This window comes from Arthrobacter sp. Y3221157, assembly GCF_059089865.1.
On sequence record NZ_JBNHFD010000099.1, the window covers coordinates 1 to 13,404 of the forward strand.

Below are 13,404 nucleotides of genomic sequence, written 5' to 3' on the forward strand. Positions count from 1 at the left end.
GCTGGCGGCGTTCCTTGGCGAGAGTGATTCCGGAAGGGTTGTTGAAGTTGGGGATGGTGTAGAGGAATTTGATGCTCTTGCCGGACAACTGGAGCGCGCTGCTTGGCTAGGCAGTATTCCCTCCGACCGGAAAGTGTCCCCGCAGGACGTTTAGGGCAACACTGTGCTCCAGTTGAGCGGGGGCACTGCGGTTGCCATGATTGAGTTATGAACAGGCAGGAAGCATGGGACGCGTAACCCAGCGCCGCAAGGTGCACAAGTATCTGCTGGACGGCTCGCCAAAGGCCCTCGAGTTTCCGGTCCGGCACCGGGAGGACGTCCTGGCGGTGGAGGAACCGCTGGAAATCCGGCTGGGACGGATGTCCTTCTCCGTCACCATGCGTACTCCCGGCGACGACTTTGACCTGGTGGCGGGATTCCTGGTGTCCGAGGGCGTCATCTGGAGTGCCGACCAGCTGGTGTCCCTCCGGTTCTGCGCCGGCGAGGACGAAAACGGCATGCAGACCTTCAACGTGGTGGAAGCCCAGCTGCGGCCCGACGTCCCCCTCCCGGACACGGGACGCAACGTCTACACCTCCAGTTCCTGCGGTATCTGCGGTACGGACTCCATCGACTCGGTCCGGAAATCCTCGCACTACAGCCCCCAGGACGATCCGGTCACCGTGGACGCCCACGTGCTTGCGTCGCTGCCGGCGCTGCTGCGGGAATCCCAGCGCGTCTTTGAGGAAACCGGGGGAGTGCACGCGGCCGGGCTTTTCAGGATTGCGGACGACGGCGGGGTCCAGCTTCTGTGCCTCCGTGAGGACGTGGGGCGGCACAACGCCGTGGACAAGGTGGTGGGCTGGGCCCTGCGCGAAGGCCTCCTTCCACTGCGCGGAACAGTGCTGCAGGTCTCCGGCCGGGCATCCTTTGAACTGGTGCAGAAGGCCGCCCTGGCGGGAATCCCTGTACTCTCCGCGGTCAGCGCGCCATCCAGCCTGGCGGTGGAACTTGCGGAGGCGAGCGGCCTGACGCTGGCCGGCTTCAGCCGCGGAACCAGCCTCAACGTATACGCCGGCGATGCCCGGGTGCTCAGGCCGGCGGCGGAAGTGCCGGCGTCCTGAGGCGGCTGCGGATGGCCACGGATCATTCTGGAGGGGTTGGATAAGAGGCTACTAGCGGGTAGATTTGTCCAGCGAATGGACACCATGGTCCACTTCCAGACTCTAAAGAAGGCACACATTGCATGACGACCGCCGGATAACGGAAGTCCGCCTCGAGAGGTTTGTGCGTGAGCGCATCACCCCTTCCGTCTACGGCCGGAGCCTTCCCCTTGCCTTGAGCAGCTGGGATGTGCCGGATGAGCCGGTCCCTGCGCTGGAGGCCATGCGGCAGGAATTCCTCCCGCAGGAGCATGGTGCTGCCTGGGGCAAACCGTGGGGCACCAAGTGGCTTCGACTCCAGGGTGAGGTCCCTGAGTCATGGGGCACAGAGCCGGACACCACGGTGGAAGTGGTGGTGGACCTGGGCTTCACCATTGAGACGCCTGGTTTCCAGTGCGAGGGCATTGCCTGGCGGCCGGACGGAACCATCATCAAGGCCGTCTCCCCGCGCAACCAGTACATCCCGTTGAAGCTGCTGGGTGGCGGCATGGCGGTGGACTTCTATGTGGAAGCCGCCGCCAATCCTGACGTTGCCCAGGGCTGGACCTTTGCCGCAACACCCTACGGGGACAAGTCCACTGCCGGAACGGCGCCGCAGTACCGGCTGGGGACCATTGCGATCGCTGAACTGAACCAGACTGTGTGGGAGCTCCAGCAGGACGTCTGGACCCTCGCGGGACTGATGGAGCAACTGCCGCTGGAGCTTCCCCGCCGGCACGAAATCCTCCGCGCCCTTGAACGCATGATGGACGTCATGGACCCGGACGATGTTGCCGGAACGGCGGCGGCCGGCCGCGAAGCCCTCGCCGGCGTCCTGGCCAGGCCCGCCTACGCATCCGCCCACCAGCTGGTTGCCACCGGCCATGCCCACATCGATTCCGCCTGGCTGTGGCCAGTCAGGGAAACCATGCGCAAATGCGCGCGGACCTTTTCCAATGTTGTGTCCCTGATGGACGACAACCCGGGCTTCGTCTTCTCCTGCTCATCCGCGCAGCAGCTGGCATGGATCAAGGAGTTCTACCCGGAACTTTTCAGCAGGATCCGCGAAAAGGTCTGTTCCGGCCAGTTCGTGCCCGTGGGCGGCATGTGGGTGGAGTCGGACACCAACATGCCCGGCGGCGAGGCGATGGCCCGCCAGTTCGTGGAAGGCAAGAGCTTCTTCCTGTCGGAGTTCGGCATCGAATGCCGGGAAGCGTGGCTGCCGGATTCGTTCGGGTACTCAGCTGCCCTTCCGCAGATCGTGAAGTCCGCGGGCAGCCGCTGGTTCCTGACCCAGAAGATCTCCTGGAACCAGACCAACCGGATGCCGCACCACACCTTCAACTGGGAGGGCATCGACGGCACCCGGCTTTTCACGCATTTCCCGCCGGTGGACACCTACAACTCCGAACTCAGCGGGAGGGAGCTGGCCCACGCCGAACGGAACTACCGGGACCACGGCAGGGGAACAGTGTCACTGGTGCCGTTCGGCTTCGGCGACGGCGGCGGCGGACCTACCCGGGAGATGCTTGCTGCGGCGGCCCGCACCGCCGACCTCGAGGGCTCGCCGAAGGTGCGGATCGGGTCTGCGGAGAGTTTCTTCCGGCAGGCCGAACAGGACTACACCTCGCTGCCCGTCTGGGTGGGTGAGATGTACCTTGAGCTGCACCGCGGAACGTACACCAGCCAGGCCCGGACCAAGAAGGGCAACCGGCGCAGCGAGCACCTGTTGCGGGAGGCCGAACTGTGGTGCGCCACGGCAGCGGTCCGGACGGACGGCGCCTATGCCTACCCGGCAGCCGAGCTCAAGCGCCTGTGGCGGCTGGTGCTCCTGCAGCAGTTCCACGACATCCTTCCCGGCAGCTCCATCGCCTGGGTCCACCAGGATGCGGAGCGCAACTACCAGGCGATCGAAGCCGGGCTGGAAGCACTGATCGGCCAGGCCGCTTCCGCGGTGCTGGGTGCGGGGGAACGGAAGTTCCTCCTCAATGCCGCACCGCATGCCAGGGACGGCGTGCCCGCCCTGGCGGCGGCAGAGCCGGGCATTCATTCCGAAGCCGTCAGCGCAACGGCCGAAGCGGGCGGATACGTCCTGGACAACGGGGTTATCCGCGCGGTGCTGGATGGAAAAGGCCTCCTGACGTCCCTGCGGGATTATGCCAGCGGCCGGGAAGCCATTGCCCCGGACCAGTACGGCAACCTGCTGGAGCTGCACCGGGATACCCCCAATGAGTGGGATGCCTGGGACATCGACGAGTTCTACCGGCGCAATGTCACTGCACTGACCAGCGCGGAATCGGTCCGGCTGGAAAGGGAGGGCGGAACCGCCATCGTGGTGGTGGAACGGCTGGCCGGGGCCTCTGCGATCACCCAGCGGATAGCGCTCGAGCCGGGCAGCCCCTCGCTGTCCATCACCACCGCCGTGGACTGGCAGGAACGGGAGAAGCTGCTGAAGCTGGGGTTCGCCCTGGACGTCCGGGCAGACCGCTCGGCTGCCGAGACGCAGTTCGGGCACGTTTTCCGGCCCACCCACACCAACACGTCCTGGGAGGCAGCGAAATTCGAGATCTGCGCGCACCGGTGGATCCACGTTGCCGAACCCGGCTACGGGGTGGCGGTCTCCAACGCGTCCACCTACGGCCACGACGTGGCCCGGAGCATCCGGGAGTCCGACGGCGGCACCACCACCACCGTGCGCCTGTCCCTGCTGCGGGCGCCCAAGTTCCCGGACCCGGAGTCGGACCGCGGGCTTCACGACCTGACGGTCACCATCCGGCCCGGCGCCGGCATTGCCGAGGCTGTCCAGGAGGGCTACCGCACCAACCTCGCACCCCGGATAGTCCATGGGGCCGCGCCGGTTGAGCCGTTGTTCGCTGTAACCAACCCGGCCCTGGTGATCGAAGCCGTCAAGCTTGCCGAGGATGGCTCCGGCGATGTGATCGTCAGGCTGTACGAATCGTTGGGGCAGCGCTCCGCCGGGCGCGTCACTGCCAATTTCGCGGCAGCGGCTGTCCGCGCCGTGGACCTGCTGGAGCGCGATGTCCAGGCGCCGGGAGTGGAAGCCGGGGCCGGCGTTGCTGCCCTGCAGCTCCGCCCGTTCCAGCTGGTCACGCTGAGGTTCGCCCGCGGGTAAGAGTTTTTGGCCAGATATGGCGACTTCAGGGCCTCTGAGGGCGCAATATCTGCCCAAAAACTTCGCGGGAAACAGGCCTTAAATAGGCTGAGTGGGGGCGGTCCCCAACGGCCGCCACCACTCATCCCCCCAATGTGTGCAAAGGCCCCCGGGACAGGAGGCGTTCAAGAATTTATCCCCGTTCGTAAACGCCGCTCGGCCCCACCTTCACACATTCATGATTGTTTCATATTCTAATGAATTTGTGAAAGCTGCCTTGTTACTTTTCGGTAGATGTCCTTTGCCTGCCGATGCTCCTTCCGCTTTTCACCCTTGCGGCCCAAATCAGGGCGAGCCCGATCACGAAGCACAGCACCGCCGTGTAGTTCACGACGAACTCTATGGCGTCCCAGGAGCGGGGGATGAATGGGAACAGCAGTGACAGGGCGATGGCAACTCCGCCCAGTGCCAGGAGCCCGGCCGCTATTCGTATGAGGATGGGCAGGCGGCTGCGCACGGCACGGACCATGGCGGGCAACAGCACCAGCGAAACATAGGACGGGTAAGCCCGGCCCGCCGCCCCGTAGTACTCCACCAGGACAGCGTTGCGGGCGTCCCGCCGGGCCGGGCCCATGAGCCCTGCCGACGATCCGGCGGTATCCATGAGGAAGAACACGGCCACCATCACCACGGAAATGACCAGCAGCACCATCATGCCGGCCCTTCCGGTGATCAGCCGGTAAGCGCCCTCGGCACCAAATCCCTTGGTGACGCGGATGCCCAGGAAGAAGATGGTGGCGAAGATGACGAACCGCAGCAGGAGGTTGGCCAGGTTGATCCCGCCCAGTGCCTGGTCGATAACCACATAGGGCGCCTCGATGCTCAGCAGGATGGCAAGGGTCATCAGGGCGAAGATGTAGAAGGGCGACCGGTTCTCACCCCGCAGCAGGCTGGGTATCCGCGCTATGGCGGTAAGGCCGCAGACGGCCAGCGTGGTCCATTGCAGGACTTCAATCATCCCAGGTTCTCCCAGATCTTTTCTGTCTGTGCTTGGTCCTGCTCCTGGCGCCGCAATACCTTGCCCAGCGCTTGGAGCCTGTCACCGGCAAGGGTGGTCAGGTCGCCGTCGGACATGCTGTCCAGGGCCGCCTGGCGCGCACCCGGCGGCCAGCCTGCCTCTTCCTCCGTGACCAGCCCTGTGGCCACCAGGCCCCCTGTGGGTCCCACTCCGGCCGCCCGCGACGTTGCAAGGGCAAGGTCCGGGGAGAGCCGGTTGGCGGTCAGCTGGGCGGAGTAGTTCTGGGGTGCCACCCCGGTGGCAGCCGAGACACGGTGCCGCACCTCGCCGTCGTCTATGGCGTCGACCCAGTTCTTCACCGAGGTGGGGTGCGGGGCGGGGCTAAGGGCCGGCGGCTGCGGTCTGGGGTTTCCCGCGGGATCCATGGCGGGGCGCGCCAACGCCGCCTGCAGCAGGTCCGGGGTGGAGATCTGGCTGATCAGCTCGTAGCGCGTGGGCGGCGGGAGCGGGCCGGCCAGTTCACGGAAGTCTTCGAAATACGCCAATGCGGCGACGGGATTGACGTTGAAGGCCCGGGCGATGCTGACCACGGTTGTCACGGAGACCTTGCCCCTGACCAGCTGCTGGGCGAGCGTTGTCCTTTTGATCCCGGAGACCCTGCAGACGTCTGCGGTGCTGGCATCGGGGGCGATGCCTTGCAGCCAGCGCTGGAACGCCTTGGCAGGAAGGGTCATGGGCTGCTCTCTGCAGAACGGACGGTGAATCAATTTTAGCGTGCCGCGAACCCGGCCGATTTTACCGCCGATGCTGTTTCGACTATGCTTGATGGTCGAGCCCGTTGGTCCGTACACCCCCCAAGTCCGGACCAGCGGGTTCTTTCATGCCCTGCGTCCGGCATCCCAGGTATTCCGCAGGCGGCGCCGGCCTGGTCCGGCAGGAAACCGGGCTGTACCGGTGAAAGGATGGACCAATGACTGCAACCCTCGTTGCCAAGGACATCGCGGGCGGGCATGACCACCGCCAGCTCTTCGCAGGACTTTCCCTGACCGTCGCGCCCGGCGATGTTGTGGGAGTGGTTGGAGCCAACGGGGCAGGCAAGACAACACTGCTGCGGATCCTCGCCGGCGCGGACCAGCCGCAGGCCGGGGCCGTAAGCCTGGCTCCGGCGGACGCGTTTGTGGGCTGGCTTCCCCAGGAGCACGAGCGGGTGCCGGGAGAGACCGTGGCCGGCTACATCGCCCGCCGTACGGGCTGCGCGCAGGCCACCGCCGAAATGGAATCCACGGCAGAGGCATTAGGCAGCGGCGCACCGGGCGCCGACGATGCGTACGCCCGGGCTTTCGACCGGTGGATGGCCTCCGGCGCCGCCGACCTAGACGACCGCATCCCGGCCGTCCTTGCCGATCTTGGCCTGGAAGCGGGCGCAGACGCCCCCATGACCGGCCTTTCCGGCGGCCAGGCCGCCCGGGTTGCGCTGGCTGCCCTGCTGCTGAGCCGGTTCGACGTGGTGCTCCTGGACGAGCCCACCAACGACCTGGACCTGGCCGGGCTCGCACGGCTGGAGGACTTCGTGAAGGGGCTGCGCGGCGGCGTGGTCCTGGTCAGCCACGACCGCGAGTTCCTGGCCCGCTGCGTCACCACCGTGGTGGAGCTGGACCAGGCACAGAACGCCGTCTCCGTGTACGACGGCGGGTATGACGCCTACCTGGAGGAACGTGCAGTCGCGCGCCGCCACGCCCGGGAGAAGTACGAGGAGTTCGCCGCCACGAAGGCGGACCTGGTGTCCCGTGCCCGGACGCAGCGGGAGTGGAGCTCCCAGGGCGTCCGCAACGCCATGCGGAAGAGCCCGGACAACGACAAGATCCGCCGCGCGGCCAGCACGGAGTCCTCGGAAAAGCAGGCGCAGAAGGTCCGGCAGATGGAATCCCGGATCGCGCGGCTGGATGCGGTGGAGGAACCGCGGAAGGAATGGCAGCTGCAGTTCTCCATCGGCCAGGCCCCGCGGTCGAGTTCGGTGGTGGCCACCCTCCGCGAGGCCGAGGTCCGCCTGGGCGGGTTTACCTTGGGACCGGTTAACCTGCAGCTGAACGCGGGGGAGCGGATCGGCATCACCGGTCCCAACGGTGCAGGCAAGTCCACGCTGCTCCGTCTCCTCCTCGGCGCCGTTGAGCCCGACGCAGGCAGCGCGTCCATGGGCGCCTCCGTTGCCATTGGCGAGATTGACCAGGCACGCGGGCTGCTGCAGGGGCACCTGGCCCTCGCTGACGCCGTCGGGGAAGTCCTTGGCGAGATGACCCCGGCGGAGGTCCGCACCCTGCTGGCCAAGTTCGGCCTGAAGGCCGACCACACCGGGCGGCCCGTTGATTCCCTCTCGCCCGGGGAACGCACCCGGGCCGCGCTGGCCCTGCTCCAGGCGCGCGGCGTGAACCTGCTGGTCCTGGATGAACCCACCAACCACCTCGACCTGCCGGCCATCGAGCAGCTCGAAGAGGCCCTGGACAGCTACGACGGCGCCCTCCTGCTGGTTACCCACGACCGCAGGCTGCTCGAGAACGTGCGGCTGGATGTACGTTGGGAACTGGACAACGGCACGGTCACCGAGCAGCACATCTCAAGCAGCATGAGGACCGACAGTTAGGGAACAACTTTTGACCGCGGAGCAGTACCGATGAGCATGGAACAGGTTGCCCGGGGTTCCCTTTACAACCTCGTCAGGGCCAAGAGCGGATCCAAGCCGTTCTCCAAGGCAACCCTCAAGCGGGTCCTGGCTTTTGCCCGGCCGCACCGCGGCAAACTGCTGGCCTTCATCGCCATGTCCGTTGCGATGGCCTTCCTTGCCGTGGCCACCCCGGTCCTGGCCGGCCAAGTGGTGGACGCCATCGTGGCGCGCGCCAGTGAGGGCGAGGTCATCCGGCTGGCCCTGCTGATCGCCGTCGTCGCCGTTGCCGAAGCGGGCCTGGGCCTGGTGAACCGCTGGCTGTCCTCCACCATCGGCGAAGGCGTGATCCTCGACCTGCGCACACGCGTCTTTGACCATGTGCAAAAAATGCCGATCGCCTTCTTCACCCGCACCCGGACCGGCGCCCTTGTCAGCCGCCTGAACAATGACGTCATCGGAGCACAGTCGGCATTCGCCGGGACCCTGTCCGGCGTGGTCAGCAACGTGGTGGCCCTGGTTCTGACCCTGGCGGTCATGCTGGGCACCTCGTGGCAGGTGACGGTCCTGGCCATGGTCCTGCTGCCCGTGTTCCTGGTCCCCGCCCGGCGGATGGGCTCCAAGCTGGCGGACCTGCGCCGTGAGGCGGCCGAACACAATGCGGCCATGGGCACCCAGATGACCGAACGCTTCTCCGCCCCGGGCGCCACGCTGGTCAAGCTGTTCGGCCGGCCCGCGGACGAATCCCGGGAGTTCGCCGTCCGCGCCGGCCGGGTCCGCGACATCGGCATCCGGACAGCCATGCTGCAGTTCACATTCGTGACGGCACTGACCCTGGTATCCGCCCTTGCCCTGGCGCTGGTCTACGGACTGGGCGGCTGGTTTGCCATTACCGGCCAGCTGGCCGCGGGCGATGTGGTGGTCCTGGCTCTGCTGCTCACCCGGCTGTACGCTCCGCTGACGGCGCTGTCCAACGCAAGGGTGGAGATCATGAGCGCCCTGGTCAGCTTTGAGCGCGTGTTTGAGATCCTGGACCTCAAGCCGCTGATCCAGCAGAAGCCCGGCGCCGTTCCGGTTCCGCCGGGCCCGGTGTCCGTAGAGTTCGACGACGTCCGCTTCGCCTACCCGTCCGCGGACAAGGTCTCACTGGCCTCGCTGGAGGAAGTGTCCACCCTGGACACCCGTGGCGGCGAGGAAGTGCTGCACGGCATCAGCTTCCGGGTGGAACCCGGGCAGACGGTGGCGCTGGTCGGTTCCTCCGGCGCCGGCAAGTCCACCATCGCCCAGCTGCTGGCCCGGCTGTACGACGTCGATTCCGGCGCCATCCGGCTGGGCGGCAGCGTGCCGGGCTCCGGCCTGGACCTGCGGGATGCCACCTTCGACTCCCTCCGGGACACGCTGGGCATGGTCACCCAGGACGGCCACCTCTTCCACGAAACCATCGCCTCCAACCTTCGCCTGGCCCGGCCCGACGCCTCCGAGAAGGACATGTGGGACGTCATCCGGCAGGCGCGGCTGGAGACGATGATCCGGTCCCTGCCGGACGGGCTGGAGACCGTGGTGGGGGAGCGCGGCTACCGGCTCTCGGGCGGTGAGCGCCAGCGCCTCACCATTGCCCGGCTGCTGATCGCCCAGCCCCGGGTGGTCATCCTGGACGAAGCCACCGCGGCCCTGGACTCCACCAACGAGGCAGCCGTGCAGGCAGCCCTGGGCGCCGCACTCGAGGGGCGCACCGCCGTCGTGATCGCCCACCGGCTGTCCACCGTCCGCGCCGCCGACGCCATCCTGGTGGTGGAGGACGGGCGGATCGTGGAGCGGGGCACCCACACCGAGCTGCTCGCCGCGGACGGCCGCTACGCGGAGCTGTACCGCACCCAGTTCGCGGAGGCCGCCGCCGTGGCGCAGGAGGCGGTTCCCGAGTTGTAGCCTTCCGCCGTGGCGCCGGCTACGCGCCTGCGTCCCGCGCCGCGGCCAGTTCCGGAAGGATATGGTCCGTCAGCAGCGGTGCCAGGTCTGGAGGCAGGGCCTCCCCGCTGTGGAGGGCAGCCAGGTCCAGCCAGCGGATCTCGGCGATTTCTGCTGACGGGTGGGCATGCCAAGTGCCGGGCGCGCGGAACACGGTGGCTTCGATATCCGTGGCGGCCTCGTTCGCCGCGTCCGCGATCCAGACGCCCATCAGCTCCAGGTCCTGCGGATCGATCACGATGCCCACCTCTTCCGCAAGCTCACGGGCTGCCGCCTGGACAGCTGATTCGCCGGCCTCCGGTTTGCCGCCGGGATGCATGAACATGCCCGTGCCCCGCTTTCGGACGGTCAAAAGCCGGCCGGAGGGATCGAACACGCAGACGGCGGACACCACAATCCGGGCCTTCATGCGGCAACGCCCCGGACCAGGTGTGATGTCAGCAGCAGGTCTTTGCGGGGGCCGGACACGTCCCAGCTGTAGCTGAAGCGGTCAGGGCCTTCAAGGGTGTAGGCCACACGGTAGGTATCGGGATCGCACCAGTGGTTGTCCAGGTTGGCTTGCGGGGTGAAGCTCATCCGGTGGAAGGGCCGTCCGTCGGGAAAGAATACGTCCAGGGCGTCGGGCTGCCCGGCGGGCCGCAGCAGGTACTCCCGGAAGGCGGGCCCGGTGAAGGAGGGCCAGCGCACGGTGCCTTCTTCGCGGAAGGCCAGGCCGCCGTCGTCGTCCGGGACGAAACGTACGACGCCGGTGAAGGTTCCGCGGGTGCCGCTGGCCCGGTCCAGCAATTCCCGTTCAACCGTCCACAGGCCGCCCGCCACCGTGCTGCCGGCGGGGCTGCGCCCGCCGGTGCCGAGCAGGTAGGCGCGGAGGTTCAACTCCCGGGGATCAGGGTTCAAGTGCCCTCGATTGGATTCGAACCAACGACACCGGCTTTAGGAGAGCCGTGCTCTATCCACTGAGCTACGAGGGCTGGCATCCGGTGACCGGCGGACCGGCTCGAACACGGTTACAAGCATACAAGGTGCCGGGCCGTACTACGCTCAAGGCATGAGTCCAGCACCGTCCACGGCGCCAGCGGCGGCGTTTATTCCGGATACCGCGTCCACCCGGCAGTACATCGGTGCGTGGTCGGTTTTGAGCGTGCTGCAGTATTTTGCCGCCGAAGCTGCGGTGATCGCGGCGTGGGCCGGCCCCCGGCCCTATGACCTGCGGACCGGCTACATCAGCGACCTGGGTGCCCTGAACTGTGGCATCTTCGACGGGCGGGAGGTGTGCTCCCCGCTGAACTGGCTGATGAACGCCTCCTTTGTGGTCCAGGGTTTGGGGATGCTGCTGGGCGCCATCCTGCTGAGCTCAGGCCTGCTGTGCGTGGCGGCGCGGGCGGGTGCGCGTGTCCAGCCGGGCCGCAGCAGGCCGTGGCTGGCAGCCATCTGGGTGCGGATCCTGACCGGAACCGCCGGGGCGGGCACCGTCATTGTGGGGCTGGTTCCCGAGGACGCCGGCTCCGGCTGGCACTTCACCGGTGCCGTCATGTACTTCCTTGCCGGCGCCGCGGCGTTGCTGGTGCTCGGCATCCTCTGGCTGCGGAAATCGGCCATGGCCTGGTTCATCCTGGTCTGCGGCGGGGTGTCCCTGGCCGCGTTGGTCACCGGCGGTCTGACCCGGATGGACATTCCCGAGCCCGGCACGCTGGAGCGCCTCATGGGCTATCCCGTCACCGTGGGAATGGCGACGGCCGGCTTGGTGATTGCGCAGCGGGTGCACCGGCACCGGAAGCAGGTCCGGGCGGCAGCGGCCGTCAGCTGACGGCCTTCCTGCCCCGCGCCTTCAGCAGCACGGCTGCGGCGCCTGCAAGCAGGCTCAGTACCAAAAGGACCCACCCGGCAACGGTAAGGCCGGACGCCAGGGCCACCTGCCCGGCGTCGGGCGCTTCCGCAGCGAGCACGCCGTCAATGGCAACGTTGGCCCAGAGCCGCGCCACCACGAACAGGAGCGGCAACGCCCACAGCGCCCAGCGGAGCGCCTTTCGGGCGACGTTGGTGCCGATCAGCAGCAGCCACGTGAAGCCGAAGATCAGCGGAAACAGCGTGCCGGCGGTCTTGTGGACGTAGTTGAGCTGGCCGCGCGCGTCAGCGTCCATCGCCGCCTGAAGCTGGCTGATGTAGGTCGGGTCAAAGCCGCCGATGAGCGAGTCCGGCATCGCCAGCCCGCCGGTCAGCTGCCGGAGCTGGTCCAGGGTCAGCAGGTGCAGGTACCAGAACAGGAACAGGCTGGCCACGACGCCGGCGACCAGGATCAAATTGCTGTTGCTCTGGGCTTTTTCAGGTGTCCGGCTGGTGGTGGGGTTGATCACCGGCGGCAAATGGTGCTGCGGCACGGCCGCCTTGGCGCCGTGCTTCTTGATCCGCTGGGCAGGGGTTTTGGCCATGGCACCATTATTCCGCCCCATACACTGAAGCCATGACCATTGGCCGGCACAGCGCTGTTGAACTTGACCCTTCATTGGACGACCACCAGCTGGCAGCAGCCCTGGTGCGGGAGGCCGGGCAGCTGGCGCTCCTGATGCGGATGGCCGGGCTGCAGTCCCAGCAGAAGACATCCATTTCGGACGTAGTGACGGCCGCGGACCACGCCGCCGAGGCCTACGTGCTGGAGCAGCTGCAGCGCTGCCGGCCCGAGGACGGCATCCTGGGTGAAGAGGGCGCTTCCGTACCGGGCAGCAGCGGCCGGACCTGGGTCATCGACCCCGTTGACGGCACCTACAACTTCCTGCACGGCTCCACGTACTGGTGCTCGGCGATTGCGCTGAAGGACGGAACCGACGTGCTGCTCGGCGCCATCTACCAGCCGGAGGAGGACAAGCTCTGGCTGGGCGGACGGTCGCACCCTGCCACCCTCAACGGCGAACCGCTCACGGTATTCCACGACAACCGCGGAGAACGCAACGGAACGGCCGTCGCCGAACTCGGCGCCGCCACCTACATCCATCCCCGCTGGCTGATGGATCCGATGTGCGCCATGCCCTGGCACGCCGCCGCAACCTCCGCCGCAACCCTGCGCATGCTGGGTTCCGGCTCCTGCGATTTGGGCAGGGTGGCGGACGGGCAGCTCGGCTGCTGGTTCCAGCACAGCTGCCCCGAATGGGACTGGCTGCCGGGCAAGGCCATCGTGCGTGCCGCCGGGGGCGCCGTGGACACGGTCCGGGTTAACGGCCTGGAATGGTTCATGGCAGGAGGCACGACGGCGGTGCGGGAGTTGCGTGCGGCCCTCAAATCAGGCTCGGTGGCCTAAGCCGGGGAGACGGGGCAACGCCGGCAGATTCCGTGGCGTAATCCACAGGCCGAAAGTGCGTGTCGGTCCCACCGCCTAGACTTGTAGGCACCATGGATATGTTGTTTGACCCGTACTCTGACGGACCGTTCAAGGCCGCTCCCGCAGCTGCTGCCCGCACCAAGGCGCGCCCGGACGGCGTCGCCACCGCGGCCGGTCCGGGCGGCAGTGTCCCCGCCGGGATTCCCGCCGGCGGCCGGG

The 13,404-nt window shown here is 67.3% G+C and carries 11 protein-coding genes and 1 tRNA gene; 6 read left to right on the plus strand and 6 right to left on the minus strand.

Annotated elements, in window-relative coordinates; genetic code table 11:
• The first annotated feature begins 224 nt into the window (after positions 1 to 224).
• Both fdhD and AC5RTT_RS17845 read left to right on the plus strand, forming a co-directional pair.
• Positions 225 to 1,103 carry a formate dehydrogenase accessory sulfurtransferase FdhD gene (fdhD, locus tag AC5RTT_RS17840; protein WP_494011698.1) on the plus strand — a complete coding sequence of 293 codons (879 nt, stop codon included), beginning with the start codon at positions 225 to 227 and terminating at the stop codon, positions 1,101 to 1,103.
• 118 nt (positions 1,104 to 1,221) lie between these two features.
• The gene (locus tag AC5RTT_RS17845) at positions 1,222 to 4,254 is read left to right on the plus strand and encodes an alpha-mannosidase (RefSeq protein ID WP_494146313.1); all 3,033 of its coding nucleotides are present in this window, start codon (positions 1,222 to 1,224) and stop codon (positions 4,252 to 4,254) included.
• Positions 4,255 to 4,513: 259 nt separating this feature from the next.
• On the opposite strand, the gene AC5RTT_RS17850 is transcribed toward AC5RTT_RS17845, so the two are convergent.
• Together AC5RTT_RS17850 and AC5RTT_RS17855 are read right to left on the minus strand one after the other, a co-directional pair.
• Positions 4,514 to 5,251 carry a hypothetical protein gene (locus tag AC5RTT_RS17850; RefSeq protein ID WP_494146314.1) on the minus strand — a complete coding sequence of 246 codons (738 nt, stop codon included), beginning with the start codon at positions 5,249 to 5,251 and terminating at the stop codon, positions 4,514 to 4,516.
• Positions 5,248 to 5,985 carry a hypothetical protein gene (locus AC5RTT_RS17855; RefSeq protein WP_494146315.1) on the minus strand — a complete coding sequence of 246 codons (738 nt, stop codon included), beginning with the start codon at positions 5,983 to 5,985 and terminating at the stop codon, positions 5,248 to 5,250. The genes AC5RTT_RS17850 and AC5RTT_RS17855 overlap by 4 nt, the downstream gene beginning before the upstream one ends.
• Positions 5,986 to 6,221: 236 nt before the next feature.
• Between AC5RTT_RS17855 and abc-f the strand changes: the two genes are divergently transcribed.
• The gene (abc-f, locus tag AC5RTT_RS17860) at positions 6,222 to 7,889 is read left to right on the plus strand and encodes a ribosomal protection-like ABC-F family protein (RefSeq protein WP_494146316.1); all 1,668 of its coding nucleotides are present in this window, start codon (positions 6,222 to 6,224) and stop codon (positions 7,887 to 7,889) included.
• A gap of 30 nt (positions 7,890 to 7,919) precedes the next feature.
• The gene (locus AC5RTT_RS17865; protein WP_494146317.1) at positions 7,920 to 9,833 is read left to right on the plus strand and encodes an ABC transporter ATP-binding protein; all 1,914 of its coding nucleotides are present in this window, start codon (positions 7,920 to 7,922) and stop codon (positions 9,831 to 9,833) included.
• Between the two features lie 19 nt (positions 9,834 to 9,852).
• On the opposite strand, the gene AC5RTT_RS17870 is transcribed toward AC5RTT_RS17865, so the two are convergent.
• From AC5RTT_RS17870 to AC5RTT_RS17880, 3 genes are all read right to left on the minus strand, one after another.
• Complete coding sequence (locus AC5RTT_RS17870; protein ID WP_494052824.1) at positions 9,853 to 10,281, minus strand: NUDIX hydrolase; 429 nt, start codon at positions 10,279 to 10,281, stop codon at positions 9,853 to 9,855.
• Positions 10,278 to 10,769, minus strand: coding sequence for a DUF6314 family protein (locus AC5RTT_RS17875; protein WP_494146318.1), 492 nt, complete (start codon positions 10,767 to 10,769; stop codon positions 10,278 to 10,280). The genes AC5RTT_RS17870 and AC5RTT_RS17875 overlap by 4 nt, the downstream gene beginning before the upstream one ends.
• A gap of 1 nt (position 10,770) precedes the next feature.
• Positions 10,771 to 10,843: transfer RNA gene (locus tag AC5RTT_RS17880), tRNA-Arg, on the minus strand.
• Between the two features lie 77 nt (positions 10,844 to 10,920).
• On the opposite strand from AC5RTT_RS17880, the gene AC5RTT_RS17885 reads away from it, so the two are divergent.
• Positions 10,921 to 11,679, plus strand: a complete 759-nt coding sequence (locus AC5RTT_RS17885; RefSeq protein WP_494146319.1) for a DUF998 domain-containing protein — start codon at positions 10,921 to 10,923, stop codon at positions 11,677 to 11,679.
• On the opposite strand, the gene AC5RTT_RS17890 is transcribed toward AC5RTT_RS17885, so the two are convergent.
• The gene (locus AC5RTT_RS17890) at positions 11,672 to 12,301 is read right to left on the minus strand and encodes a hypothetical protein (RefSeq protein WP_494146320.1); all 630 of its coding nucleotides are present in this window, start codon (positions 12,299 to 12,301) and stop codon (positions 11,672 to 11,674) included. The genes AC5RTT_RS17885 and AC5RTT_RS17890 overlap by 8 nt on opposite strands.
• A gap of 32 nt (positions 12,302 to 12,333) precedes the next feature.
• On the opposite strand from AC5RTT_RS17890, the gene AC5RTT_RS17895 reads away from it, so the two are divergent.
• Positions 12,334 to 13,164, plus strand: coding sequence for an inositol monophosphatase family protein (locus tag AC5RTT_RS17895; RefSeq protein ID WP_494146321.1), 831 nt, complete (start codon positions 12,334 to 12,336; stop codon positions 13,162 to 13,164).
• The last annotated feature ends 240 nt before the right edge of the window (positions 13,165 to 13,404 follow it).

Coding starts and splice junctions, on each gene's coding strand:
- fdhD (WP_494011698.1), top strand. CDS start 225: ATGGGACGCGTAACCCAGCGCCGCAAGGTGCACAAGTATCTGCTGGAC.
- AC5RTT_RS17850 (WP_494146314.1), bottom strand. CDS start 5,251: ATGATTGAAGTCCTGCAATGGACCACGCTGGCCGTCTGCGGCCTTACC.
- AC5RTT_RS17855 (WP_494146315.1), bottom strand. CDS start 5,985: ATGACCCTTCCTGCCAAGGCGTTCCAGCGCTGGCTGCAAGGCATCGCC.
- abc-f (WP_494146316.1), top strand. CDS start 6,222: ATGACTGCAACCCTCGTTGCCAAGGACATCGCGGGCGGGCATGACCAC.
- AC5RTT_RS17865 (WP_494146317.1), top strand. CDS start 7,920: ATGAGCATGGAACAGGTTGCCCGGGGTTCCCTTTACAACCTCGTCAGG.
- AC5RTT_RS17870 (WP_494052824.1), bottom strand. CDS start 10,281: ATGAAGGCCCGGATTGTGGTGTCCGCCGTCTGCGTGTTCGATCCCTCC.
- AC5RTT_RS17885 (WP_494146319.1), top strand. CDS start 10,921: ATGAGTCCAGCACCGTCCACGGCGCCAGCGGCGGCGTTTATTCCGGAT.
- AC5RTT_RS17890 (WP_494146320.1), bottom strand. CDS start 12,301: ATGGCCAAAACCCCTGCCCAGCGGATCAAGAAGCACGGCGCCAAGGCG.
- AC5RTT_RS17895 (WP_494146321.1), top strand. CDS start 12,334: ATGACCATTGGCCGGCACAGCGCTGTTGAACTTGACCCTTCATTGGAC.